The 23,304-nt window shown below is 61.8% G+C and carries 21 protein-coding genes; 8 read left to right on the top strand and 13 right to left on the bottom strand.

The features are described 5' to 3' along the window. The first annotated feature begins 6 nt into the window (after positions 1-6). Positions 7-396, top strand: coding sequence for an ASCH domain-containing protein (locus tag ACK3SD_RS10210; protein ID WP_137763450.1), 390 nt, complete (start codon positions 7-9; stop codon positions 394-396). A gap of 3 nt (positions 397-399) precedes the next feature. Beyond that, a complete protein-coding gene (locus tag ACK3SD_RS10205) occupies positions 400-1,023 on the top strand; it encodes a cysteine peptidase family C39 domain-containing protein (RefSeq protein ID WP_481125398.1) in 624 nt (207 codons plus the stop codon). A 3-nt stretch (positions 1,024-1,026) separates the two neighbouring features. Here the strand turns inward: ACK3SD_RS10205 and ACK3SD_RS10200 are convergent, their stop codons facing one another. From ACK3SD_RS10200 to rsmF, 9 genes are all read right to left on the bottom strand, one after another. Then, positions 1,027-1,272, bottom strand: a complete 246-nt coding sequence (locus tag ACK3SD_RS10200) for a DUF1480 family protein (protein ID WP_137763448.1) — start codon at positions 1,270-1,272, stop codon at positions 1,027-1,029. A 108-nt stretch (positions 1,273-1,380) separates the two neighbouring features. Next, complete coding sequence (locus ACK3SD_RS10195; protein ID WP_481125397.1) at positions 1,381-3,099, bottom strand: sensor domain-containing diguanylate cyclase; 1,719 nt, start codon at positions 3,097-3,099, stop codon at positions 1,381-1,383. A gap of 151 nt (positions 3,100-3,250) precedes the next feature. Next, positions 3,251-4,207 carry a Csu type fimbrial protein gene (locus tag ACK3SD_RS10190; RefSeq protein ID WP_481125396.1) on the bottom strand — a complete coding sequence of 319 codons (957 nt, stop codon included), beginning with the start codon at positions 4,205-4,207 and terminating at the stop codon, positions 3,251-3,253. Between the two features lie 14 nt (positions 4,208-4,221). After that, positions 4,222-6,699 (bottom strand): fimbria/pilus outer membrane usher protein, encoded by a 2,478-nt coding sequence (locus ACK3SD_RS10185; protein ID WP_481125395.1) that lies wholly within the window; start codon positions 6,697-6,699, stop codon positions 4,222-4,224. A 47-nt stretch (positions 6,700-6,746) separates the two neighbouring features. Further along, positions 6,747-7,499 (bottom strand): fimbrial biogenesis chaperone, encoded by a 753-nt coding sequence (locus ACK3SD_RS10180; protein ID WP_481127532.1) that lies wholly within the window; start codon positions 7,497-7,499, stop codon positions 6,747-6,749. Between the two features lie 30 nt (positions 7,500-7,529). Beyond that, on the bottom strand, positions 7,530-8,090 hold the full coding sequence (locus ACK3SD_RS10175; protein WP_481125394.1) for a Csu type fimbrial protein: 561 nt from the start codon (positions 8,088-8,090) through the stop codon (positions 7,530-7,532). A 7-nt stretch (positions 8,091-8,097) separates the two neighbouring features. Beyond that, positions 8,098-8,589, bottom strand: a complete 492-nt coding sequence (locus ACK3SD_RS10170) for a Csu type fimbrial protein (RefSeq protein WP_481127531.1) — start codon at positions 8,587-8,589, stop codon at positions 8,098-8,100. Between the two features lie 65 nt (positions 8,590-8,654). Then, positions 8,655-9,185: a Csu type fimbrial protein gene (locus ACK3SD_RS10165; RefSeq protein WP_481125393.1), complete on the bottom strand. Its 531-nt coding sequence runs from the start codon at positions 9,183-9,185 to the stop codon at positions 8,655-8,657. 417 nt (positions 9,186-9,602) lie between these two features. Further along, on the bottom strand, positions 9,603-10,994 hold the full coding sequence (gene rsmF / locus ACK3SD_RS10160; RefSeq protein ID WP_481127530.1) for a 16S rRNA (cytosine(1407)-C(5))-methyltransferase RsmF: 1,392 nt from the start codon (positions 10,992-10,994) through the stop codon (positions 9,603-9,605). A gap of 205 nt (positions 10,995-11,199) precedes the next feature. Here rsmF and ACK3SD_RS10155 point away from each other — a divergent pair, with 205 nt between their 5' ends. Together ACK3SD_RS10155 and ACK3SD_RS10150 are read left to right on the top strand one after the other, a co-directional pair. Next, positions 11,200-11,595, top strand: coding sequence for a HigA family addiction module antitoxin (locus ACK3SD_RS10155; RefSeq protein ID WP_481125392.1), 396 nt, complete (start codon positions 11,200-11,202; stop codon positions 11,593-11,595). Between the two features lie 180 nt (positions 11,596-11,775). Continuing rightward, positions 11,776-12,078 (top strand): type II toxin-antitoxin system YafO family toxin, encoded by a 303-nt coding sequence (locus ACK3SD_RS10150; RefSeq protein ID WP_481125391.1) that lies wholly within the window; start codon positions 11,776-11,778, stop codon positions 12,076-12,078. A 53-nt stretch (positions 12,079-12,131) separates the two neighbouring features. Here the strand turns inward: ACK3SD_RS10150 and ACK3SD_RS10145 are convergent, their stop codons facing one another. Further along, entirely contained in the window at positions 12,132-14,762 is a 2,631-nt protein-coding gene (locus tag ACK3SD_RS10145) for a PqiB family protein (protein WP_481125390.1), read from the bottom strand. After that, on the bottom strand, positions 14,731-15,978 hold the full coding sequence (gene yebS, locus ACK3SD_RS10140; RefSeq protein ID WP_168195845.1) for a membrane integrity lipid transport subunit YebS: 1,248 nt from the start codon (positions 15,976-15,978) through the stop codon (positions 14,731-14,733). Before yebS ends, ACK3SD_RS10145 begins: the two co-directional genes overlap by 32 nt. 359 nt (positions 15,979-16,337) lie before the next feature. On the opposite strand from yebS, the gene ACK3SD_RS10135 reads away from it, so the two are divergent. From ACK3SD_RS10135 to htpX, 4 genes are all read left to right on the top strand, one after another. After that, a complete protein-coding gene (locus tag ACK3SD_RS10135; RefSeq protein ID WP_481125389.1) occupies positions 16,338-16,838 on the top strand; it encodes a GAF domain-containing protein in 501 nt (166 codons plus the stop codon). Between the two features lie 91 nt (positions 16,839-16,929). Then, positions 16,930-17,643 (top strand): RNA chaperone ProQ, encoded by a 714-nt coding sequence (gene proQ, locus ACK3SD_RS10130; RefSeq protein ID WP_137763441.1) that lies wholly within the window; start codon positions 16,930-16,932, stop codon positions 17,641-17,643. A gap of 19 nt (positions 17,644-17,662) precedes the next feature. Further along, on the top strand, positions 17,663-19,702 hold the full coding sequence (gene prc, locus ACK3SD_RS10125) for a carboxy terminal-processing peptidase (RefSeq protein ID WP_481125388.1): 2,040 nt from the start codon (positions 17,663-17,665) through the stop codon (positions 19,700-19,702). Positions 19,703-19,925: 223 nt separating this feature from the next. After that, positions 19,926-20,810 (top strand): protease HtpX, encoded by an 885-nt coding sequence (htpX, locus tag ACK3SD_RS10120; protein ID WP_137763439.1) that lies wholly within the window; start codon positions 19,926-19,928, stop codon positions 20,808-20,810. A 39-nt stretch (positions 20,811-20,849) separates the two neighbouring features. On the opposite strand, the gene ACK3SD_RS10115 is transcribed toward htpX, so the two are convergent. Next, on the bottom strand, positions 20,850-22,241 hold the full coding sequence (locus tag ACK3SD_RS10115) for an MFS transporter (protein ID WP_481125387.1): 1,392 nt from the start codon (positions 22,239-22,241) through the stop codon (positions 20,850-20,852). 106 nt (positions 22,242-22,347) lie between these two features. Then, positions 22,348-23,172 carry an HTH-type transcriptional activator RhaS gene (gene rhaS / locus ACK3SD_RS10110; protein ID WP_481125386.1) on the bottom strand — a complete coding sequence of 275 codons (825 nt, stop codon included), beginning with the start codon at positions 23,170-23,172 and terminating at the stop codon, positions 22,348-22,350. Positions 23,173-23,304 lie beyond the last annotated feature (132 nt).

The following is a 23,304-nucleotide window of genomic DNA, read 5'->3' as shown; positions in this document are numbered from 1 at the left end:
AACCACATGAAAAATTTGCCTGAGAAGTACCAAGATGCCGATCGCTGGGCATTCGCTGATAATGAAGCGCTGGCCGATGCGCTGGCGAAAAAGGTGGTGGAGGGGGTGAAAACCGCCACCTGCGCCCCGCTGGATGATGAGGGCGTGCCACAGGTGGGTGACACCTTCGTGGTGGTGGATGGCCGCAACCAGCCGGTGTGCGCCATTGAGCTGACCTCCACCGATCTGGTGCCGTTCGATCAGGTGCCAGAGTCCCACGCGCGCGCCGAGGCCGAAGGGGATGGCACCCTGGCTGACTGGCGCCAGCAGCAGCAGGCGTTCTTCGAGGAGTATGAGATGTTCTCCCCGCAGATGACGCTGGTGCTGATGAATTTCCGCGTGGTTGAGACGTTCTGACCGATGGGGCAGCAGCCTGCCGGGCCGGTGCCCTATTTTAGCCAGTGGGCGTCACCCGGCGACGCGGCAGCGATCATCCGCGGCGACAAGACGCTGGCAGAGATTCCCCATTGGCGTGAGGCAGGTGCGCTGACCCAGGCGGAGTTTGTCGAGTGGGCCAGCCACCTGTGCGGGATGTGCTGCCTGCAGATGGCGCTGGCGGCGGAGGGGCGTGAGCCACCGCCGCTGCTGGCGCTGGCACGCGCCAGCCTGCCCTATGGCACCTACGTGCGTGAGGGCGAGGCCATCCGCGGCCTGATCTATGCGCCGTTCGTGGAGTATGTGCGGGAGGCGTGGGGCTGGGCGGCGGAGGTGGAGGTCGGGCGCGCAGCGACGGAGATTGCCGGGGTGCTGCGCCGTTACCGCTGGTTCATCGCCTCGGTGCACCCCAGCATTCGCCAGCCGGAGAGCCAGCCGCCCAAGACCGGGGGCCATCTGGTGCTGGTCTCCCACGCCGATGCGCAACAGCTGACCTTCCACAACCCCTCCGGCGATCGCCCGGAAACCCAGTCCCATGTTACCCTGCCGCTGGCGACCTTTGCCCGCTTCTACGCTGGCCGTGGCATCGCCTTACAGGCGCGCGCCTGACGGCTACTCCATCCGCAGTACCCACGCATCGCACTGCTTGTCATAGCGCTCCTTGTAGAGCGTGCGTTGGCAGCCATCCAGCGTGGCGGGAATGCTGGTGTGATCGTCCCAGCCATCCAGCTGCATACATAGCTCCGGGTCAGACTGACAGGGAATGCGCAGGGTATTGTGGCCGCAGGAGGTGTCCGGCGCTGACAGTTCGGCATCCTGGATCTCATAACTGCCGATTCTAACCGTGGTCTTGCCCATAATCGGTTCCTCAATGGCTGGCGGGAGGGGATGTCCGGTGTGGTGACTCTGTGAGCGTAGCCGAGCGACTGGAATTTGCCAGCGCCGCCCGGCCCCAGAGCACAAAGGTCAGGGGGCGGGCTGATGGGATGTGACGGCCATCATGTTGAACTGGTTGCGGCCACGGTTTTTCGACAGGTAGAGCGCCTCGTCGGCGGCGCTGACCAGCTCTGCCTGATCGGTCACCTCCGCCTGCTCGCCAGGGGAGTAGGTGGTCATGCCAAGGCTGATGGTGACACGCTGGAACGGGCTCATCTGGTGGTGGATCCCCAGCCCGCTGACCGCCTCCATGATGTGGTGCGCCACCACCCGTGCGCCCTCGGCGTCGGTATCCGGCAGGATGGCGGCGAACTCCTCGCCGCCGAAGCGGGTCACCACGTCGGTGCTGCGCTTCAGCGCCCGGCGCAGGGTACGCGCCACCAGCCGCAGGCAGGCATCGCCTGACAGGTGGCCGTAGTGGTCATTGAAGTGTTTGAAGTAGTCGATGTCGATCATCATCAACGAAATAGGCGTCAGCGTGCGCTTGGCGCGCAGGAACTCATGGTTCAGCACCTTTTTGAACTCACGGCGGTTGGGCAGCCGGGTCAGGGAGTCGGTGCGCGCCTGAATCGCCAGCCGACGGTTGACCTTCACCAGCTTCAGCTCCAGCAGCTTGCGCTCATGGATATCCTCGGCGGTGCCGTACCAGCGCTCAATGCGGCCATCTGGTGCATGGCTGGGCGCGGCGCGGATGCGCATCCAGTTCCAGCCGCGATCGACGTGGCAGAAGCGCAGCTCAATATCGAGCGGCGCGCCGGTGGCGAGGGCATGGCCCCACACCTCCAGTGCCTGCCGCCGGTCATCGCTGTGGATCGCCTGCACCCAGCGGTCGGCCAAAATCTCCTGCCGTGACAGGCCGCTGATGCGCTGGAACCGCGAACTGACATCGGTCAGCAGCCCGTCCGGGTCAGCCGTCCACGGGATTTGCGGGTTCAGCTCCACCATGTTGCGGTAGTGCTCCTGGCTCTCACGCAGCGCCCGCTCCATCTGCTTCATGGTGGTGATGTCAATCATCGCCAGCGACAGGCCGAGGGCCGCGCCCTGGCTGTCATAGGCTGGCTTGAGGCGGATAAAGTAGATGCGCTCGCCGAGGGTGAACTCGCGATCTGGCATCGCCTGCCGCCCGGCCGCCTGCGACTGCGCGTCCATCAGCAGCGGGCTGAGTGCCGGGATGAAGTCGCCCACCTGGCGGCCAATCGCCTGATAAGGCTCCACCCCGAGGATGGCGGCCATCGCGTCATTCACCGTCACGTAGCGGGCGGCCATATCGACAAAGCAGAGGCCGACGGGGGCGTTGGCGTAGATTGACTCGAGCTGGAACAGGCGTTGCCCCGGCGCGTGGTAGAGCGAGGTGAGGTTGCGGTCAATGCCCCGGTAGCCGCGGAACGTGCCCTGCGCGTCAAACAGCGGGATGCCGCTGGTCTCCAGCACCACCTCGCTGCCGTCGGCGCGCACGTTGCGGTTGAGCAGGCCGCCAAAGGGCGCGCGGCTGGCGACGATGGCGGCAAACTGCTCGCCGATCCGTTTCGCCTCATCCGGCGGCATGAAATCAAACGGCGTCTTGCCCAGCACCTGCTCCGGCGGCACGCCAAGGAACTCGATGCTTTTGTTGGAGGAAAAAGTGTAGCGCCCCTGTGCGTCAACTTCCCACAGCCAGTCGGAGTTATTGTCTATCATCTCCCGCAGGCTGATGACGTCGCGCAGCATCGCGTTTTCTGCGAGGATCTTTTCTTTCTCATCATTCAACATGATGTGCTCTCCAACCGGCAACAATCTCTGGGGCATGGGGTCTGGCGGCCAGGCCATTTTTATTGCCCCAGCTTATTAGGATTATTCTTACGCGCAACGCTTTTATCATACCAAACCGGCGAACTGCCGATTTTTTCAACGCTAACAAGGACTAATACTCGAGCGTCAGGGTCACGTTGTCGCTGTAGCTGCCAGCGGGTTGCTGCGCCTGCGAGCCGTTGACCCGCACCACATAGGCGATGCTCTGGCTTAGCCCGGTGCCGCTGCCGTTCAGCTTATTGTTGCTGTCCCACAGGGTGGTGCCGTTGGATTGGTAGATCTGATATTGCAGGAAGGTGCCGGGCGTGGTGGTGTTGGCCATCCGCTTCCAGGGGCTGACGTAGTTGTTGCCGTTGGTAACGTAGGTTTTGTAGCCCTCGGTTTTGGTACAGGTGAGGGTGATGCTCTGGGTGACGGCGTTGAACTGGCCGACCAGCGCCACGCTGCCGAGGTTGACGTTGGGCGCGCTGTTGATGGCGCAATCCTTGGTGATGATGGCGGTCACGGTCACCAGCGCGGTGCCGGTGCCAGTCCAGGCACCGAGGCAGGTCAGTACCCCGAGGTAGCAGACCGAGTAGTTCCAGACGACGCTGATGACGTCGCTGTAGGTGCCGGATCGCACATTGGCGCCGGTGGTGGTCTGGATATAGAGCGGTATCGTGACGTTGGAGTTTTGGAACAGCGCCGCCGCCAGGTTGAGGCTGTTGTAGTCGATGGTCTGGCCGCTACTGAAGGCGTATTGGTAGTTGGCGTCCGGGTAGATCAGGTAAGGGATGGCGTCACCGGAGCCGTCGGTATTCAGCAGCCGCATATTGTTGCTGGTGGAGGCGATGGTGGCGCGCAGGGTGTTGGTGCCGCCCAGGTTGACCGTCAGCCCGGAGCAGGTCAGGCCACCGGTGCCCTGGGCGCGCAGGCGGCTGTTGTAGGCAGTAAAGGAGCTTTGGCTGCCGAGGTTGACGGTGCCGTTGCTGATGGCGCAGTCGGCGCGGGCGTTGTGACCGAGGCCCAGCAGGCCCAGCAGCAGGGCGGCGGCCCACAGCGGCGCGCGGCGCAGAGAGGGGGTAATCATAAAACGCTCCTGTTTCATGGGCGGCATACCAGCGGCCCCAAGGTGTGAAGGCCTTTCGGTTGCGGCAGGCGCACGGTGACGTGGCAGACGCTGCCGTCATCCATCCGTGTGATGGTCAGCCGGTTCTCCTGTTTGGCCTCCTCCAGCCACACCAGCCCATCCCACCCCACATAGATCGGGCTTGGGCGTCCCTCCACCCGCACCGTACTGCCGTTGGGCAGCGGCTTGCCATCTGGGCCGACCAGCGTCAGGTTGGCGGCGGAGAGCTGTTTCACCGGGAAGTTGACCAGCAGGCCGCTGTTGCGGCGGATGGAGAGGGTGCGCTCCACCGTCGGGGTGCTGACATCCGCCGGCAGGTTGAGCGGGTCAATCTGGAAGCGCGCATGGTAGAAGGAGGTGACAGTCGGCACCAGCAGGTAGCCGCGCTCATCGGTTTCGCCGATCTTCTGGTTCTCATAGGAGACCGGGATGCCGCTGTAGCCATCGGTGGAGACCAGCGCGAAGGCGTCATTCACCTGGTTGGCGGCATAGACGCGCCCATCCATCGCCACCAGCGAGCCACTTAACTGTCCCCAGCGGGTGTAGTTGCTGCGGCTGCCATAGAGGCCGCCGCGCACTTCGGTATGGTCGCCGCGCCAGCTCAGATCCGCCTGCTGGTACTGGCTCGTGTTGGCCTGCCCGTCGGCATAGGCGAGGTTCCAGCCAAAGCCGCCATCGGTCGGGATGGCGCGGCTGTAGGTGGCGCGGCCATTCCAGCTATTTTCGGTGTCGCGCGTCGCGCCAAAGCTGGCGGTGCCCATGTCGCCAAACGGAATACTGATCATCAACTGGGCATTGAAGCCATTGCCGCCGATTTCACGGTTGGCGGTGGCGTAGAAGGAGATGTTGCGCCCGAGGCTTTTGCTATAGCTCAAGTTTACCAGCCGAGTGCGGCCGCCGTCGGCGTCGCGCACGTCAAAGTAGCCGCTGCCCAGCGTGCCGAAGCGCCCGAGGCTCAGGCTGCCGGTCAGCTGGTCGCTGCGGCGGCTCAGGCGGTAGCGCGTCTGGTAGTTGGAGAGATCGGCGTAGTTTTCACTGCGCAGGATGCGTTGCGCGCTCAGGCTGAACAGGGAGGTGCTGTAGGTGTAGCCGACGGCGGTCTGGCTGCCGCGCCCGCCGGTGGGCGCCTGATAGAGGCCATAAGCGGAGGTGGCGGCAAAGGGATCGGTGATGTCGCTGTCGGTGAAACTGCCCTCGGCACGGTTGTCGCGCGCGGTGCCGTCGTCATGATCAAAGGCGTCATACTGGCTCTGGCTGGCGCTCCAGGCGCTGTTCAGCACCCCAAAGCGGCCGAGCCGTAGCCCGGTGCCTGCACCAGCCACCGCCATGCCACGCGCGCCTTCGGCGCGCCCCTCCAGCGTCAGCCAGTCGGTCAGGCCGTGGCGCACCGTGCCGCTGGCCGCCAGCTCGCCATAATCCATTGAACTGATGCCATAATTCTGGCGCAGCGCCCCGAGGCTGACGCTGTAGTCGGTCAGCCCGGCCTGCAACAGGTCGCTGGCAACGTAGAACGGCACCACGGTGGAGACCTGCCGGCCCAGCGCATCGGTGGTGACCACCGTGGCCTCACCGGCACCGCTGACATAGGGCACGGTGTCGAGGGTGAAGGGGCCGGGGTTCACCTGCGCGCTGCTGGTTTTATAGTTGTTGATGTAGAGATCGACGGTACTTGGCACTGCCGCCTGCCCGGCGAAGGCGGGCAGCGGGTAGGTGACCAGATCCGGGCGGGTGGAGAAGTTGCGCGCAATCTGCACGCCGCCGAGCCGCACGGCGTTGGTCCAGGGCAGCGCGCCGGTGATCACGTCACCGGCGCTGTAGCTCATCATGGCGAGGTCATCGTTGTACTGCCACTGGGTGTCGTAACGGATATAGCGGTTCTGCGCCACGATCCCTTCGCCCGCGCCGATGTCACGCCGGTAGACGCCGGAGTTGGTGAGCGCGCCGAAGTTGCCGAACAGCCGCTGCTCCGTCCAGGCGGAGACGTAGCCATCCTCTGGCGCGTCCGGCGTCTGGTTGGCGTAGATGTCATAGTTGAACAGCAGCCCCAGACTGCTCTGCGCTGGCAGGTAGTCCCCCGTCAGAGGATCGCCCACGCGCTGTTCCGGCAGCCAGTCGTTGGGCACCTGGATCAGCAGTTGCTGGGTTTCGCCGCTGTACGTGACCTTCAGCCGGCTGTCTATCTGGTCAATCGCCACCGGCTGGTCGCCCTTTTGCAGCATCGGCACCCCGGCCTGCTGCAACTGATCAGGGGAGAGGTAGTAGTGGCCGTCGCGGTACTCCACGGGCAGCACCTGCCCACTGGGCCGACCATTGACCACAATCTCCAGATAGAGCTGCGCGTTGGGCATTGCAGCGGCGGTGGGCGGCGGTGGCAGGTCAGCCGCCCACGCCCGGCCGCCCAGCAGCGCCAGCGTGATCAGCAGCGGCAGCGGCCGCCTGCGCCAGGTTGGCATCAGTGCCCCCGGCGAACGGCAGTGATCATCACCATATATGGCCCCGGTCAGTAACGGCTGATGGTGACAGGCTGCGGATTGTCATTGACTGTCGCCTCCAACTGGCCACCGCCACCCAATGCCGTCGTCAGGGGGAACCGTACCTCCTGCCCCGGCAGCACATAGCCGAGCAGCCCGTCATTGACCGTCTGGCGGCGTGACCCACTAACCAAACTCACTTTGGAGATGCGGGCATGCACAATCCCCTGATTGCGCACCAGCAACCCCGGCTTGCCCTGCATGGAGATTGGCCGGAAGGCCAGCGCCGGCTGGGTCGCCTTGCTGTAGTCGCGCGGGTGTTCGTAATCCTGTTTCGTCCACACTCCCTGGCCGCTCACAAACAGTGGCACCGAGTAGCGCATCTGGAACTTCAGCCCCAGCGAGCCGGCACTCTGCGGTGACTGCCCCTGCGGCACCTCATCCACCAGAATGCGGTAGGCGCGCTCCTGACCGGGCGGCACCTGGCCATTCTTCACCAGCCGCACCAGCTGGCGCTTGCCGGGGCCGATGGTGGCCATCGGCGGGCTGGGGATCACTTCGGTCTGGCTGTCATAGCTCTCCTCACCATTCACCTGCCGCCAGCCCAACACGCGGATTTGCAGGTAGACCGGCTGGCTGTCGCGGTTCTCCAGCCAGAGGGCAGTGGCGGTTTCAGAGGATTCGATCACTGGATCAATGGGCCAGATCAGGATAGCGGCGGCGGCGTGGGCCGTGGCGCTGAGAAACGGGGTAGAGAGGGCGGCCAACAGCGCGCCGAACATGCGTAACGTCATAAAACATCCTTTTTAAATTCAGTACGTGACAGTGACCAGCACGCTATCACTGTAGTTGCCGGCGGTCGGCAGCGTGCTGCTGGCGAACAGGCGGGCATACAATTTGTACTCCTGCACGGCCCCGGTGGCGCTGAACGCCTGCACGGTGCCGCCGTTACTGCCATTGCCCCAGACCGTGGTGCGGCCGGCATCCTGATAGATCTGGTAGAGCAGCGTTTCACCGGTTGAGGCATTGCGCAGCAAGCGGCCGCTGGCAATCGAACCGGTGACGTTATTGCCATTGCCCAGTGCCAGCGTGACGCTGGTGCCGGGGGTACAGCGCAACACCACCGAACCGGTGCCCTGATTGGAGGCCACATCGGCAGCAGCATCCAGTGAGGAGCGGCTGCCAAAGCTCAGGGTACCGAAAGTGCTGACATCGCTGGTGCCGCTGCCCAGCACACAGCCATTGACCAGCGTGGCGTTGACGGTAAACGCCTGGGTTCTGCTCAAATCATCCACGCCGGTGTCACCCCATGCGCCCCACGGCAGCAGGCAGAGCAGGGGCCAGCAGCGGCGCAGGCGGGAGGCGTTCATCATCCACCCGCTACCAGCTGACGGTGACTTGCACCGTGTCGCTGTAGGTGCCAATGGCCGGCGTGGCCTGTGCCGGGATACGGCCATACACCGGCAGGAACAGCGTCTGGCCGGTGCCAGTGCCTGCCACGCCAGTGACGTTGTCCCAGACGGTGGTATATGCCGCGCTGGTGTACAGGTTGTAGGTGACGCGCTGGGCCGATGGCCCGCCGACCAGATAGCGGCTGGTGGTGTTGCCGCTGTTGCCGCCGCCCAGCAGGACTCGCCAGGCGGTGCCGTTATTGCACTTAATCTGGATCGCGCCAGCGTTTTGCTGGCCGGTGACATTCACGGCGCGGGAGAGGAAGGCGGTGGTGCCAAAATTGAGCGTGCCAAAGCTGACCACACCGTTGGTGGTAGTGCCCGCCGTGCACGAGGCCACCAGCGTCGTGCTGACGTTGACGCTGGCGGTTTTGGTCACGGCGGCAACCGGCCAGCTACCCCCGGTAGCCAGCAGGCCCATGCCCCAGACCAGAGGGCTTACCCACAACGATCTCCTCACCGTACGCTCCTTCGTCCAGGTGACGCTTACCAGGTGATGGTCATGGTCACGGTGTCGGTATAGGTGCCCGCGGCGGGTGTCGCCTGAGCAGGCACCTGGCCATACACGATCAGGTTAACCGGGGTGCCGGTGCCAGTGCCCGCCAGCGGTGTGCCGGGGTCCCACAGGGTGGCCCGCGCCGGCTCCTGGTACAGGTTGTAGTTGATAAAGGTGCCGCCCGTGCCGGCCATGCGCCGCTGCCCGGCCGCCGCATTCAGGCCATTGTCCAGACCAACCGTGAAGGGCGTGCCGGTGGTGCACAGCAATTGCAGGTTGCCGGTGCCGGCAGCATCGGTGGACTGGGAGTTGATGATGTTAGCCAGTGAGGAGTACTCACCAAAGCTCAGGGTACCGAACTGGTTCACCGCCCCGGTCGAATCGCCCCCAATCACTTCGCAACCGGCGCCGATGGTCAGCGTCACGCCGAGGTTGCCGGTGACTGTCCCGGCGAAGAGCGGTGTCGCAGTCAGGGACATCATCAACGGCACGGAAGCCAGCGTGAGTAGTGTTTTCTTCATGTCCTGTTCCTTTAAGTAAAAGCAAAAGCTGCAACAGTGGTTGAACGACAGACGCTGCGATTCCCCTCCTCAATAACAATGGTTAGGTTTATTAATCTGATTAATTATTAGGATAACTTTTGACATATTTCATCTCAAAATTTAAAAAAAGTTAACTTGCGCATCAAACTGGCCAATTGTTCAGTAATGCAACAATTGCGCACGGTTTGAAGGCCGCCGCTTCAAATAAATGTTATGAGGGAGTTAAGAAAGGATAAGGAGTGTAACTTCAATCATTTAGGATAAACATTAGCATTGCTAATATAAGTGAGGGCTGAAAGGTGGGGTGTGACGCTTTTTTGCGCAGGAAAACCGGGTTATCAGGTAAGCAAAAATGAAGAAAGCGGGCAGTTGCCCGCTTTGGGGAGGAGAAAAGCGTTATTTGACCGCGGGCAGGGCGACGAAGGCCGCGCCGTCGCGTACCAGTTCGCGCGGCAGGGCATTTTTGATGCGGCTGCCAATGCGCTTGGCCAACCCTACCGGTTGCCCGCAGTAGGTCAGGATAAAGTCATCGCCAGCCGGTAGGCTCTCTGGATAGAGATCGCGCCCCATAAACCACGTCTGCGCCAGTTCGGCATCCAGCGCCAGCGTTGCATGGCCAGCGGCGTCAGCCAGCGCGATCACCGCCTCATGCTGCCAGCGGTAGCCCTTGGGGAACCGCTCCGCCAGTTTCAGGCCGATGCGTGAGAAGCGCACTTTGCCAAACAGCGGTGCCAGCGCCTCAGGGAACAGCCAGATCTCTTTGTCACGCTGCCACAGGGCATGTGTGGCAGGCAGCGGCAGGCCAGCCGCCCCGGCCACCTGTTCCAGCAGCGCGCGCTCTTTGCCGGGCAGCGGCGCAAAGGGGAAGGCCCCCACTTTGTAGCCGGGCACGGGCAGCGGCGCGACGGCCGCTGTTTTACGTAGCCGTGCGACAAAGAAGCCCTCGCTGTCAAAAATCTGTGGGAAGACATGCAGGAAACCTTCCGGCGTGGCAGCGCGCGCGGCCTCCGGGAAGAGGCCATCCAGCGGCTCCACGCTGACCGCTTCCGGGTAACGCGCCAGCAGCCAGCGGCACACCTCCTGGTTCTCCTGCGCGTTCAGCGTACAGGTGGAGTAGACCAGCACCCCGCCCGGTTTCAGGGCGTGGAAGGCGCTGTCAATCAACTCGCGCTGGGTGGCGGCGATGGAGAGGATGCTCTCCGGCGACCAGTTGCTCATCGCATCCGGATCTTTGCGTACCACGCCCTCGCCGGAGCAGGGGGCATCCAGCAGGATGGCGTCGAAGCTCTCTGGCAATGCTGCACCAAACACCCGGCCATCAAAGTGGGTGAGGGCGGTGTTGCTGACGCCACAGCGGCTGATGTTGGCGTGCAGCACCTTAACGCGGCTGGCGGAGTACTCATTGGCGACGATGCCGCCAAGGTTGCCCATCCGCGCGGCGATCTGGGTGGTTTTGGAGCCGGGGGCCGCCGCCACGTCCAGCACCCGCTCCGGCTCCACGCCGCCGCTGAACAGCGCGCTGACCGGCAGCATTGAGCTGGCCTCCTGGATATAGAACAGACCGGCCAAGTGCTCCAGCATATTGCCGAGCCGCAGGTTCTCATCATCCATCCGCTCGATCCAGAACCCCTCCTCACACCACGGGATCGGGGCGAGTTGCCAGCCGTAGCGGGCAGCCAGCGTCTGGAAATCCGCCACGCTGATCTTCAGCGTATTGACGCGCAGGCTGCTGCGCAGCGGGCGTTGGCAGGCGGCGATAAACCCCTCCATATCCAGTTCGGCAGGCATGATGGCGCGGGTGGCCGTCAGGAATTCAGGCGGCAGGTAAGCAGAGAGGTGTTTAGCCACGGGGAGTCAATCCAGATACAGGGTAAAAAGTGCCGCGCAGTCTAGCACACTCCGACGTTGGCGGTGAAATGGGAGGTGTTCCGCGTTGCGGAACAGGGAACAGGGGGTATAATCACCGTCGAACCCTGCTTTGGAGACGAACATTATGAGCACCTCCTCACCCCCGCATCCCGGCAAAATGATTGCCGACATTCTGGCGGCCAATCAGGTCAGCGTCTCAGAGTTTGCTGACAATATTGGCATCGCTAAATCCAGTGCATCCCGGCTGATTAATGGCCATTCGGCGATCACACCAGAGATGGCTTACCGGTTGGCGGCCTGTTTTGGCAGCTCCCCCGAGCTATGGATGAATATGCAGACCCGATATAGCCTGGCAGAAACAGGAAAACAGCTCGATCTGCGTGGCATAAAACCCATTGGTGCAGGTGAGGGCACCGGGCTGCCAGTGCGTCAGGCTGACCCCAGCGTGATGCGGCACCAGATCCGACGCCCGGCGGCACACAAGGCGCGTTTGGGTGCCATGAGCAAAGCGGTGAAGTAGAGGATACGGGCAGAAAATGGATATTTGTATAAACCAGTCAACATGGATCGACACGAAGATTGCACAGATGCCGTATGTTCAATACATCGTTGAGGAGTTCAAAACCTACAAATGCCTTGCCTGTGAGAGCGGGGAACTGCCGCACCCGCGGAAGCCTACCAGCGCATAGCGGAATCGCTCATGGATACCACTGGGCGCGATCGTTTCGCTGTCTGCCCCATCGAGGCCAGGGCCGAAGAGTTGCACCATGTGCATATCTGGCAAGAGGGCTGTGTCTGGGAGTCGCAGGGGGAGCCAAAGGTGCAGTGGGCCTGTACCAGCGATAGCTATGTGGTTTACTCCTACTTTATTGACCGGGAGCACTACCATCACCTCTATATCATCGACTACCTGAACGACGGTGCGCATAAGAAGATTGCCGATCTGTTGTCGGTCAAGGCGTGGGCGGAGGAAGCCAGGCGCTATCGCGTTGCCTGCCGATAACCGGGCATCGCGCGCAAGCGTTCCCGGCAACCCACAGGCTGCCGGGGGGAGGGTTACCCTTGCGGGATGGCGGTGCCCCAGCTCTGCCACTCCTTCGGCTCTTCGCTGTTGAGCAGGAAGTGCTTGCCCGGCTGGGCTTTCGGCGCGAGCGGGATGCTGGGTGGGGTCATAAAGGCGATGCCGCCACGGATAAATTGCTGGAAGGTGCCGCTCTTCACCACGCCGCCGGTCAGGCCAAACTTCAGGTTGTAACCCGAGGCGAGCCAGAACACGGTGTTGTTGCGCACCAGATGCTGGAACTTCTTGCTGATGCGCAGGGAAACGTGCACGCGATCGCCGAGGTTGCCGAGGGCAAAGCCGGTGATGGTGCCGACCTCAATGCCGCGGTAGAGGATAGGCGTGCCAATGGTGAGCGAGCCGGTCTCCACGGCATCCAGCACGATCGCCAGCCCGTCGGTGTAGCGGGAGTCGGTGATGGTGGCTTCCTGCAACTCAAAACTGCGCGTCATGTTGCCCACGCCCGGCTCGACGTTGATATAGGGCTGGATCAGCGTGTCCAGGTTGCTGACACCGGCCGCCGAAATCTCCGGCGAGACGATGGAGAAGCGGGTGCCAGCGCGGGCAAAGGTCTGCACGAACTCTGGATAGAGCACCGCCTTGGCGTCCACCTGATTGCGGGCCGACGTCAGTTTCAGCGATTCTACCTGGCCGATGTCGATCCCCAGATAGCGGATTGGCATACCCGGCGAGAGCTTGCTGGCGTCAAAGGTGGTCAGGGTGATCTGGCTGCCCACCGCGCGGGCGGCGGTCTCGTTGCTGTAGAGCATCCGTTTCGCCCCTTTGTTCAGCGTCACGCCCTCCAGGTTGTCGAAGCTGATCGCCCCCTTCAGGGCGCGGTTCAGTGGCGAAGCCTGTACTGACAGGCCCGCGCCATTCAGTTGCACCTTGGCACCGCCCTCTGCCCAGAAGATGCTTTTCTCCGTCAACAGCTTGCGGTACTCCGGCTGGATATAGACGTCGATATCAAAGGCGTGGGCGCGCGGGCGGATGTCCGTGATCTCGCCAACCTGGAATTTGCGGTAGAGCACCACCGAGCCGGCCTGCACATCCGGCAGGCTGTCGGCGGTCAGCGTCAGCGAAGGCTTGGGCCGCTCGCCCAGCGTGCCCTCTTCGGCCTTCTGCTCATCGCTGTAGAGCGGGTAGCGGCCAGCCGGCGCACCCTTGCCGCCCGGCAAGATTTTGATGCCGCCGTTAAGCCACTCCTCCGGGCTGGCACCGGTGACCTGCAACCCATCCAGCCCCACCTTCACGCTGACCCGGCTATTGACCACAAACTTGCTGTCCTGATGCACCAGATGGCGGTACTCCGGCTTGATCGCCGCCTTGAACAGGATGCCCTGATCCGTCAGATCGCGTGACAGCACCTGCCCGACGTTCAGGCCATAGAGCACCAGCGGCTGGCCGGGATGGATGCCGTAACTCTGCGAGGCCAGCAGCTCCAGCGTCAGCACATCGGGTTGCTGCAACAGCTTCTGGCTGCTGTCGAGCACCTGGAAGGTCTGCTGCGGTTCGCCCTCGCCGGGGATCAACTCCAGCGTACTGCCGGTCAGCAGCGCGCTCAGGCGGGTGTCCGTCAGGCTCAATTTCGGGCTGTTAAGCTCAATGCGCGTGCCGCTGCGCATCAGCTCCACCACCGACGGATCTACCGTCAACTTACCGGTGACCTTGCCCCCTTTCTCCAGCGTGACGTCCGTCAGGGTGCCAACCTGCAACCCCTGATACATCAGCGGCGTATGGCCGGCGTTCAGGCCGTCGCCAGAGGGCAGCGCCAGATGAATCACCACGCCGCGCTGGCTGTGCGCCAGATCGGGGTAGAGCTCATAGTTCTGCTCGGAGCGGGCCTGCGTGCCGCCGGGCGGTGAGTCAAAGGCGATGGCACCGTTGACCAGCGCCGCCAGGCTCTCCATCTTCACCGAGGCACCCTGTAGGCTGAAATCGCCCTGGAAGCCCGAGACGTTCCAGAAGCGGCTGTCGGTCTTCACCAGATTGGCGAAACGGCGATCGATCAGCACATCGATGGTCACCCCCTCCTTGCCGGGGGAGATGTCATAGTCATACACCTTGCCGACCGGCACCTTGCGGTAGTAGACCAGCGAGCCGGTGTTGAGCGAGCCGAGATCGGCGGCGCGCAGGTGCACCATCAATTCGCCGGTGTTGAGGCGGAACTTGGGTTGGGTGTCGAGGGCGGTGAAGTGATCCTGCGGCTCGCCCTTGCCGGGCATCATGCCGATGTAGTTGCCGCCCACCAGCGCATCCAGCCCGGAGACGCCGGCCAGCGAGGCCTTGGGCGTCACCAGCCAGAATTGGGTGCCCTCGCGCAGCGCATCCTCCATCTCACTGCGGATGCTCACCTTCACCAGAATGCTGTGCAGATCCTTGCTCAGGCTAATGGTCTGGACGGTGCCTACCTCCACCCCCTGATAGCGTACCGGGGTGCGGCCCGCGACAATCCCCTCCGCTGACTGGAAGGAGAGGGTGACGGTGGTGCCGCGCTCCTGATAGTTGCTCCAAATTAACCAGCCGGCGATCAACAGCGCGATGAACGGCAGTAACCAGAAGGGGGAGAGCCGGCGCTTGTTTTTGACCCGCGCCTCAGTCGGCGTATTCGGCGTTTCTTGTTGCATGTGCATCCCAAATCAAACGGCTATCCAGCCAGTGAACGGCAAGAATAGTTAAGATCACCGCGCTGCCAAAGTAGAAAGCAGCCGGCCCCATAGTAAACGAGAAGAGTTGATCGCGGTTGATGAGTGACATCATCAGCGCAATCACAAACAGGTCCAGCATCGACCAGCGGCCGATCCAGGTCACCAGACGCAGCAAGCGGATACGGGTTTTCAGGCTCTGCTGGGTACGGAAATGGATGCTGAGCAGCAGCACCAGCAGCACGATAACCTTGGTAAAGGGCACCAGCACGCTGGCGATGAAGACAATGCCGGCAATCGGCACATTGCCGGAGGTGGCGAGAGAGACCACGCCAGAGAAGATGGTGTCCTCCATCCGCTGGCCGTTGGTGTAGATCACCGAGATGGGCAGCAGGTTGGCCGGTAGCAGGAAGACCATTGAGGCAATCAGCGCTGCCCAACTCTTTTGCAGGCTGTGGCGGCGGCGTAGGCGCATCGGCACATGGCAGCGCGGGCAGCGGCCACGGCTGTCGGGGGTGCCGGTGAAGTGGCACGCCAAACAGAGGCGCAGCTGCTCGGGCGTCTCCGTGGGCCGCGGCTGCGGGTAGAGCCGCCGCCAGAGCTGGTCAACGTTGAGGTGGATCAGCAACAGCAGCGTCAGCAGTAGCATCGCCAGATAGGCGGCCAGCGCCGGGCCGGGGGAGATGTCGGCGAAATCCTTGACCTTGATGCAGGCTACCGCCATGCCAATCAGGTAGATGTCGAGCATCACCCACTCCTTGACGCGATCCAGCATCAACAGCACCGGCCGCAGGTTCATCCCCAGCTGGCGGCCGATAAACAGATAAAGGATCGCCAGCACCAGCGTCAGCGGCGCGCCGAGGGTGCAGAAGGCGACCATGCTGGCGGTGAGCGGCGAGCCTTGCTGGGTCATCAGCCCGATGCCGTCGAGCAGCGAGGCGGTAATGCGCGTACCGAGCAAGCGGATGGCGATCAGCGGCTCGCTGAAGGCAAAGGGCATCAGCACCAGCGCGGCCACCGCCACCGCCGCCAGCCGCGTCAGCGACCAGTCATGGCCCTTCTCAATGCGGGCATTGCAGCGTGGGCAGTAGGCGACCTGGATGCGTTGCAGCGGAGGCAGGGTAAACAGCGCGTCGCATTCACCGCAACGTCGGTAGTGGGCCTGCGGCAGGGGGCCGGAGAGTGACTCTATTTTCATGATCCCGGTCTCGGCATAAGGTGCGTGAACAGCCTGGATGGGGTCTGTGCCACCTGGTTACAAAAAAACGCGCGCGCCCGGCAGGCTCTCTGGGGCACAATCCGCTCCCGGCCTTGCCGGCCGGCCGGCGCGATCACTTTTTGATGCGCGTCCAGAAACTTAGCGTAGCGTGAAATTAGGAAGTGATCAGGCATGGCTGGGAGAAATCTGGCAACTTCGTGCCGCCAACATACCGCGACACAGGGTGTTTTGTGAAGTAACCGCCGATTAACCTTGTGACGATACGCATTTAATGCTTATTTTATAGGGGCTAAGCGCAGTGCGACGCTGGCTGTCCCCACAGATTCTATGGTCATAACATGAATAAAGAAGCATTCTACACCGAATTAAAACGTGACATGGGCGCGCTGCTGGCCGGCGAGACCAACTTTATCGCCACCCTCTCCAATGCCAGCGCGCTGCTCTATGAGCGCCTGGAGGGCGTCAACTGGGCCGGGTTCTACCTGATGGATGGTAAAACGCTGGTGCTCGGGCCGTTCCAGGGCAAGATTGCCTGCGTGCGCATCCCGGTTGGGAAGGGCGTGTGCGGCACCGCCGTGGCCGAGGGCACCATTCAGCGCGTGGCGGACGTCCATGCGTTCCCAGGCCACATCGCGTGCGATGCTGCCAGCAATGCCGAAATTGTCCTGCCGCTGCGGGTCAATGGCGAAGTGATTGGCGTGCTGGATATCGACAGCACCGTCTATGACCGCTTCGACCAGGAGGATGAAACCGGTCTGGCGGCCGTGGTCGAGACGCTCTGTACCCTGCTTGAAGCATGTGAAGCAGGAAAATATGTTCGCCTTTCTCACGATGATTAACGGATAACGTGGCATTTACTGATGGCGTCATTATAATGGCGCCTGTTCATGCCTGCGCCGGTTGGCAAACCCGTTGTAATCAGGAAATTTCATGGAAAATCAACCTAAGTTGAACAGTAGTAAAGAAGTCATCGCCTATCTGGCTGAGCGGTTCCCGCTCTGTTTCACCGCCGAAGGCGAAGCGCGCCCATTAAAGATCGGCATTTTTCAGGATCTGGTGGAGCGCGTTCAAGCTGAGGAGAACCTGAGCAAGACGCAACTGCGCTCTGCCCTGCGCCTCTATACCTCGAGCTGGCGTTATCTGTACGGCGTCAAAGTCGGCGCACAGCGCGTAGACCTTGACGGCAACCCGTGCGGTGAGCTGGAAGAGCAGCACGTCGAGCACGCGCGTAAGCAGCTGGAAGAGGCGAAAGCCCGCGTCCAGGCCCAGCGCGCCGAGCAGCAGGCCAAGCGCCGCGAAGCTGCCGCCGCTAACGGGGAAGCCCCGGAAGCGCGCCGTCCGCGCCCGGCAGGGAAAAAGCCTGCGCCGCGCCGTGACAACGCCGCTGCCCAAGAGCCTCGCAAGCCGCGCCAGCCGCGTCCTCAGCAGGCCAAAGCGCCACGTGCTGAACGCCAGGATAGCCCGGCCCGCCAAACGGCGCCCGTCACCGATATCTCGAAACTGCAAATTGGCCAAGAGATCAAAGTCCGTGCTGGTAAGAGCGCGATGGACGCAACCGTATTGGAAATTGCCAAAGACGGTGTCCGTGTGCAGCTCTCTTCCGGTCTCGCGATGATCGTGCGCGCAGAACACTTGCAGTTCTGATACGGAGGCCAACCCAGGCATGAACAAATTTGTCAGATTGACCGCGGTAGCGGGGCTGTTGCTGGCGGGCGCAAGCTTTGCCAATGACGCACCCGTGACCCTGGATACGCTTCCGCAGCTCCAGCAGGAGCCGCAGGATGCCACCGTCAGCGAACGCGTGACGGCCCGTTTTACCCGCTCCCACTATCGCCAGTTTGACCTGGACAGTGAATTCTCCGCCAAAATTTTTGATCGCTACCTCAATATGCTGGACTTCAACCACAATGTGTTGATGGCCGCGGACGTGGCGCAATTTGCGGACAAGCGGGGCGAGCTGGGCGACGAGCTAAAAACCGGTAAGCTCGAGACCGCCTATGCCCTGTTCAACCTGGCGCAGAAACGCCGGTTCGAACGCTTCCAATATGCCTTGACGGTGTTGGCCAAACCGATGGACTTCACCGGCAATGACACCATTGACCTCGACCGCAGCAAAGCGCCGTGGCCGAAGGATATCAATGAGCTGAACAGCCTGTGGGACGCGAAAGTCAAATATGACGAGCTGAACCTCAAGCTGACCGGCAAAGATGAGAAAGAGATCCGCGAGATCCTCAACAAGCGCTACCAGTTCGCCATCAAGCGACTGGCGCAGAGCAACAGCGAAGATGTGTTCCAGCTGATGATGAACGCCTTCGCCCATGAGATTGATCCGCACACCAACTACCTCTCGCCGCGTAACACCGAGCAGTTCAACACCGAGATGAGCCTCTCCCTTGAGGGGATCGGCGCGGTGCTGCAACAGGATGATGACTACACCGTCATTAACTCCATGGTGCCAGGTGGCCCGGCGGCCAAGAGCAAAAACATCACCGTAGGCGACCGCGTGGTCGGCGTCGGCCAGAGCGGCAAGCCGATGGTGGATGTGATTGGCTGGCGTCTGGATGACGTGGTGGCACTGATTAAAGGGCCGAAGGGCAGCAAAGTGCGCCTGGAGATCCTGCCGGCTGGCAAGGGCACCAAAACCCGCACCGTGACCCTAACCCGTGAGCGCATCCGTTTGGAAGACCGCGCGGTGAAGATGACGGTGAAGAACGTCGGCAAAGAGAAAGTGGCGGTGATGGATATCCCCGGCTTCTACGTTGGCCTGACGGATGACGTCAAGGTGCAGTTGCAGAAGATGGAGAAGCAGCACGTCAACAGCCTGGTGATTGACCTGCGCACCAACGGCGGCGGCGCGCTGACCGAGGCGGTGTCGCTCTCCGGCCTGTTTATTCCTAGCGGCCCGGTGGTGCAGGTACGTGACAACAACGGCAAGGTGCGCGAAGACAGCGACACGGACGGTGTGGTCTACTACAAAGGCCCGCTGGTGGTGCTGGTTGACCGCTTCAGCGCCTCGGCGTCCGAGATCTTCGCTGCGGCGATGCAGGACTATGGCCGTGCGCTGATCGTCGGCGAACCGACCTTCGGCAAGGGCACCGTGCAGCAGTACCGCTCGCTCAACCGCATCTATGACCAGATGCTGCGCCCAGAGTGGCCGGCGCTTGGCTCGGTACAGTACACCATCCAGAAGTTCTACCGGGTGAATGGCGGCAGTACCCAGCGTAAGGGCGTAACGCCTGACATCCTGATGCCGACCGGCGTGGAAGCGGCGGACACCGGCGAAGCGTTCGAAGATAACGCCCTGCCGTGGGACAGCATTAACGCGGCTACCTACAGCAAAACCGGCGACATGAAGCCGTTCGTGCCGGAGCTGCTGAAGGCCCACAATGACCGTATCGCCAAGGATCCTGAGTTCCAGAGCATCGCGCAGGACATTGAGAAGTACAAAGCGACCAAGGATAAGCGTGACATCGTCTCCCTCAACTTCGCCCAGCGTGAAAAAGAGAATCAGGAAGATGACGCCACCCGCCTGACGCGCATCAATGAGCGCTTCAAGCGTGAAGGGAAAAAGCCGCTGAAATCACTCGAGGATCTGCCGAAGGATTACCAGCAGCCAGACCCTTACCTGGATGAGACGGCGCACATCGCGCTGGATCTGGCCGGGGAGTTGAAGGCTTCAGACCAGACCACTGCCGCGAAGTAAGCGGCAGGCCAGAAAAGGCGCACCGCGGTGCGCCTTTTTTTATGCCTGGAAAATATTTCGCTTACACTTTGTCATGATGCGAGACAGATCGCTGCATTATGTAAAGTTTTGTGATTTTAGCAGCTTAAGCGCGTTCAACGCTTGAAACGAGCGGGGAAGCCCATAGGATCTAGGGGCAGGCATGTGGCCTGTGTACCCTTTCAACAAGAGGAAGTAACATTTTATGATGCGTATAGCGTTATTCCTGCTGACCAACCTGGCAGTCATGGTGGTCTTCGGGCTGGTGCTCAGCCTGACAGGGATCCAATCAAGCAGCGCCATGGGGTTGATGATCATGGCCGGGTTGTTTGGTTTCGGCGGCGCATTGGTTTCGCTGCTGATGTCCAAATGGATGGCGCTGCGCGCCGTTGGCGGCGAAGTGATTGAACAACCCCGCAACCAGACCGAGCGCTGGTTGATGGATACCGTGCGCCAGCAGGCGCAACAGGCGGGCATCGCGATGCCACAGGTGGCAATTTACCATGCGCCGGATATCAACGCCTTTGCCACGGGCGCACGCCGTGACAAATCGCTAGTGGCCGTGAGCACTGGCCTGTTGCAGAGCATGAGCCAGGCCGAGGCAGAGGCCGTTCTGGCCCACGAGATCAGCCACATCGCCAACGGCGACATGGTGACCATGACCCTGATTCAGGGTGTGGTGAACACCTTCGTTATCTTCATCTCCCGTATGCTGGCGCAGGTGGCGGCGGGCTTCCTCGGCGGCAACCGTGAGGAGGAGGGCGAGGGTGGCAACGGCAACCCGCTGATCTACTTCGCCGTGGCAACCGTGCTGGAGCTGGTGTTTGGCATCCTGGCCAGCATCATCACCATGTGGTTCTCACGCCACCGTGAGTTTTACGCCGATGCAGGCTCCGCGAAACTGGTGGGCCGTGACAAGATGATCGCCGCGTTGCAGCGTCTGAAGACCAGCCACGAGCCGCAGGAGGCAAGCAGCATGATGGCCTTCTGCATCAACGGCAAGAACAAGTCCTTGAGCGAGCTGTTCATGTCGCACCCGCCGCTGGATAAGCGCATTGAAGCCCTGCGCAGCGGCCAGTACCTGAAGTAAGATTGAACCAAGAAAAAGCCCCGCAGAGCGGGGCTTTTTTTATGCGCGTGGCGAGGGGCCTTTGGCCGCCGTGCCGGGCTGGGTCATGCGCAGGAAACTCACTACCGCGCCACCCGCGGCCAGCGTACCGGCCAACAACAGCGAGGCGTGGGTGCCGTTGTGGTCAAACAGGTTGAACATCAGCGCCACCAGCGCCGCCCCGGTGGTCTGGCCGAGCAGGCGGGCAGTGCCGAGCATACCGCTGGCGCCGCCACTGCGGTTGCGCGGTGCGGCACTGATGATGGTGTGGTTGTTCGGGGATTGGAACAGCCCGAAGCCCGCACCGCAAATTATCATCCGCCAGATGATGTCCAGATCGCTGGGGTGATCTGGCAGGAGCGCCAGTGAGACAAGGCCCGAGGCGAACACCGCCAGACCAATTCCCCCAAGCAGCCCAGCGTGGTAACGCTCCACCAGCCGGCCCGCGATGGGCGCCAGCACCATGGTCGCCAGCGGCCAGGGCGTCAGCAGCAGCCCGGTCGCCACCTCATCACGTCCCACCACGGTCTGCAAGAAGAACGGCAGCGAGACAAACGCCAGCATCTGCGCGCTGAAGGAGCAGATCGACGTCCCCAGTGACAGGGCAAAAATCGGGATGCGCAGCAGGTCAACCGGCAGCAACGGGAAGGGCTGGCCCAGCTGGCGACGGACAAAAATCACGCCCACCACCGCCAGCGCCACTAACTCGCCCAACGTCAGCAGCAGGCTCTGCCCTTGGGCAAAGCCGCTTAGCGCGCTGATCAGCAGGCCGAAGGTCAGGGCATTCAGGATGGCGCTGACCAGATCGAATTTCTGCCCCTGGCTACGGCTGTTGGCTGGCAGGAACTTCAGCCCCAGCAGCAACGCCAGCAGGCCAATCGGCAGGTTGATGGCGAACAGCCAGGGCCAGGAGGCGAAGGAGAGGATGCCAGCGGCCACCGTTGGCCCGGCGGCGGAGGAGACCGCGACGATCAGCGCATTGATGCCCATGCCGCGCCCCAAATATCGCTGGGGGTAGATGATGCGCACCAGCGCGGTATTGACGCTCATGATGGCCGCCGCGCCAAACCCCTGTAGGATACGGGCGATGGTCAGGGTGGTCAGGGAGTCTGAGAGCGCGCAGAGCAGCGAGGTAAGGCTGAACACCAGCAACCCTGCCTGATAGATACGCCGGTAGCCAAGGATGTCTCCCAGTGATGAGAGGGAGAGCAGGGAGATGGTGATGGCCAGCTGGTAGGCGTTCACGATCCAGATAGAGGCGGCCGGGCTGGCATTCAGGTCATGGGCAATGGTCGGCAGCGCCACGTTGGCGATGGCACTATCCAACACGGACACGGTGATGCCCAGCGCAATCGCCAGGATTGCGCCATAACGTTGAGGGACGGGCAGGCCGTCAGCTTGGGTTGCGGTCATAAATCCGATGTAGTGGAGAGCAAAAGGTATAAAATATTAACATGCTAACCTTTTATGGCGGCCCGCGATGGGCATTAGATAACGCCTTTTTCACCCGCCCAAACAGTCAATTATAGTGCAGGGACTTGCGCAGCTGGCTGGGACTGATGCCAAACGCCTTTTTAAACGAGGTGGAGAAATTGTTGCTGTCGCTGAAACCGCAGGCAAAGGCGATTTCGGTCAGGGTGTCATCCGAGGATTGGATCTGGTACTTCGCCCGGTTGAGCCGCAGGGTGTTGAGGTATTTTTGTGGCGTCTGGCCGGTGTGGCTGAGGAACTGACGGTGCAGGGTGCGCGGCGTGATGTAAAACCGTTCAGCGAGCGCCTCCCAGTTCACCTCGTCCAGCGGGTTTTGCTGTAGGTAGAGCAAAATCTGTTGCAGCTTATCCTGATTGGAGTCGCTGTGGCTGATGCGGTAACGGCCCTGATGCAACAGCAGCAGAATGCGCAGGAACAGCGTCTCCTGGCGGCACTGCTCAATCAGGGGCACCGGGCTGGTCTCTTGGCGCATTTCATCCAGCAGGCTTTTCAACGCCTTTTTCAGCGTCGGGCTAATGTTCCAGATACAGCCATCATCCGGCGTCGGCAGCAGGTGGGTGAAATTTTTGATAAAGGTAAAGTTATCGCTGGGCCGGTAGAGAATATTGACCAGCCGCAGGTCATCCACCTGCTCGAACAGATGGCGGTCGCTGGCGTTGATGTAAAAGCACATGCCGCAGTTGATGGTATACGGGAAGTCATTCAATACATGCAGGCCGCTGCCGCCGTCAACAATGAAGATTTCGTTGAAGTCATGGGTGTGCTCCGGGAAGGGTTCCTGAGGCTCACGGAATGCCAGGGCCACCGCATCTTCCTGATGCGGGAAGTAGTCATCACTGCGCAAGGTATACATACGTTTCTCTCACTCAGACAGGCCGCGCCGCAGCGGTCAGATAGGGGTGTGGCATTAATTAAAACGAATAAATAAAAAAAATAAACCGGCGTTTCATTAAATTGTGACGCAGGTGAGATATTTTCGCATTTG

It is taken from the genome of Chimaeribacter sp. YP20170169, from assembly GCF_056739715.1.
The sequence above is the reverse complement of the archived record's forward strand: the minus strand, read 5'-3'. Positions and strand labels throughout refer to the sequence as shown.

Excerpts from the sequence above, each read along its gene's own strand:
- yebS (WP_168195845.1), bottom strand. The coding sequence starts at position 15,978 with ATGAAAATAGAGTCACTCTCCGGCCCCCTGCCGCAGGCCCACTACCGA.
- ACK3SD_RS10195 (WP_481125397.1), bottom strand. The coding sequence starts at position 3,099 with ATGTTGAATGATGAGAAAGAAAAGATCCTCGCAGAAAACGCGATGCTG.
- proQ (WP_137763441.1), top strand. The coding sequence starts at position 16,930 with ATGGAAAATCAACCTAAGTTGAACAGTAGTAAAGAAGTCATCGCCTAT.
- ACK3SD_RS10150 (WP_481125391.1), top strand. The coding sequence starts at position 11,776 with ATGGATACCACTGGGCGCGATCGTTTCGCTGTCTGCCCCATCGAGGCC.
- ACK3SD_RS10200 (WP_137763448.1), bottom strand. The coding sequence starts at position 1,272 with ATGGGCAAGACCACGGTTAGAATCGGCAGTTATGAGATCCAGGATGCC.
- ACK3SD_RS10210 (WP_137763450.1), top strand. The coding sequence starts at position 7 with ATGAAAAATTTGCCTGAGAAGTACCAAGATGCCGATCGCTGGGCATTC.
- ACK3SD_RS10165 (WP_481125393.1), bottom strand. The coding sequence starts at position 9,185 with ATGAAGAAAACACTACTCACGCTGGCTTCCGTGCCGTTGATGATGTCC.
- ACK3SD_RS10190 (WP_481125396.1), bottom strand. The coding sequence starts at position 4,207 with ATGATTACCCCCTCTCTGCGCCGCGCGCCGCTGTGGGCCGCCGCCCTG.
- htpX (WP_137763439.1), top strand. The coding sequence starts at position 19,926 with ATGATGCGTATAGCGTTATTCCTGCTGACCAACCTGGCAGTCATGGTG.
- ACK3SD_RS10175 (WP_481125394.1), bottom strand. The coding sequence starts at position 8,090 with ATGATGAACGCCTCCCGCCTGCGCCGCTGCTGGCCCCTGCTCTGCCTG.
- ACK3SD_RS10155 (WP_481125392.1), top strand. The coding sequence starts at position 11,200 with ATGAGCACCTCCTCACCCCCGCATCCCGGCAAAATGATTGCCGACATT.
- ACK3SD_RS10115 (WP_481125387.1), bottom strand. The coding sequence starts at position 22,241 with ATGACCGCAACCCAAGCTGACGGCCTGCCCGTCCCTCAACGTTATGGC.
- rhaS (WP_481125386.1), bottom strand. The coding sequence starts at position 23,172 with ATGTATACCTTGCGCAGTGATGACTACTTCCCGCATCAGGAAGATGCG.
- ACK3SD_RS10205 (WP_481125398.1), top strand. The coding sequence starts at position 400 with ATGGGGCAGCAGCCTGCCGGGCCGGTGCCCTATTTTAGCCAGTGGGCG.
- ACK3SD_RS10170 (WP_481127531.1), bottom strand. The coding sequence starts at position 8,589 with ATGGGCCTGCTGGCTACCGGGGGTAGCTGGCCGGTTGCCGCCGTGACC.
- ACK3SD_RS10145 (WP_481125390.1), bottom strand. The coding sequence starts at position 14,762 with ATGCAACAAGAAACGCCGAATACGCCGACTGAGGCGCGGGTCAAAAAC.
- ACK3SD_RS10135 (WP_481125389.1), top strand. The coding sequence starts at position 16,338 with ATGAATAAAGAAGCATTCTACACCGAATTAAAACGTGACATGGGCGCG.
- rsmF (WP_481127530.1), bottom strand. The coding sequence starts at position 10,994 with ATGCCTGCCGAACTGGATATGGAGGGGTTTATCGCCGCCTGCCAACGC.
- prc (WP_481125388.1), top strand. The coding sequence starts at position 17,663 with ATGAACAAATTTGTCAGATTGACCGCGGTAGCGGGGCTGTTGCTGGCG.
- ACK3SD_RS10185 (WP_481125395.1), bottom strand. The coding sequence starts at position 6,699 with ATGCCAACCTGGCGCAGGCGGCCGCTGCCGCTGCTGATCACGCTGGCG.
- ACK3SD_RS10180 (WP_481127532.1), bottom strand. The coding sequence starts at position 7,499 with ATGTTCGGCGCGCTGTTGGCCGCCCTCTCTACCCCGTTTCTCAGCGCC.